The organism is Methylobacterium sp. A54F (assembly GCF_053346035.1).
Window position 1 is genome coordinate 1 of the sequence record NZ_JBKFBF010000161.1, and the last position, 298, is coordinate 298.

1 protein-coding gene is annotated in these 298 nt (G+C 73.2%); it reads right to left on the reverse strand.

The window, feature by feature from the left end; all coding sequences use genetic code 11:
• The coding region (locus ACLBXP_RS25785) for a ferredoxin (RefSeq protein ID WP_447670648.1) at window positions 1–183 on the reverse strand (183 nt) is incomplete at its 3' end.
• Window positions 184–298: the final 115 nt, after the last annotated feature.

Genomic DNA, 298 nt, shown 5'->3' on the forward strand with positions numbered 1-298 from the left:
TGCCGGCGGCGCCGGGTCGGAGAACAGGATCTCGTGGCCGTGCAGAACGAAGTGCTCCGGCGCCGCGTAGCAGCACTGGGCGTAGCCCTGGCAGCGGTTGAGGTCGGCCACGACGCGCAGGGCGCCGGTGTCGGAAGGGCCATTCGGCGGTTCGGGCCGAGGTTCGGGCGAAGGGAGGCCCATGGGGGTGCTCCGCGTCCGTCAGAAGCCGAGACAGGGGCCGGCCTGCCCGTCGGGCTCCGGCATCAGATGCCGGGCCGAGTCCGGCGGCAGGCCGTTCGTCCAGGCCAGGACGTAG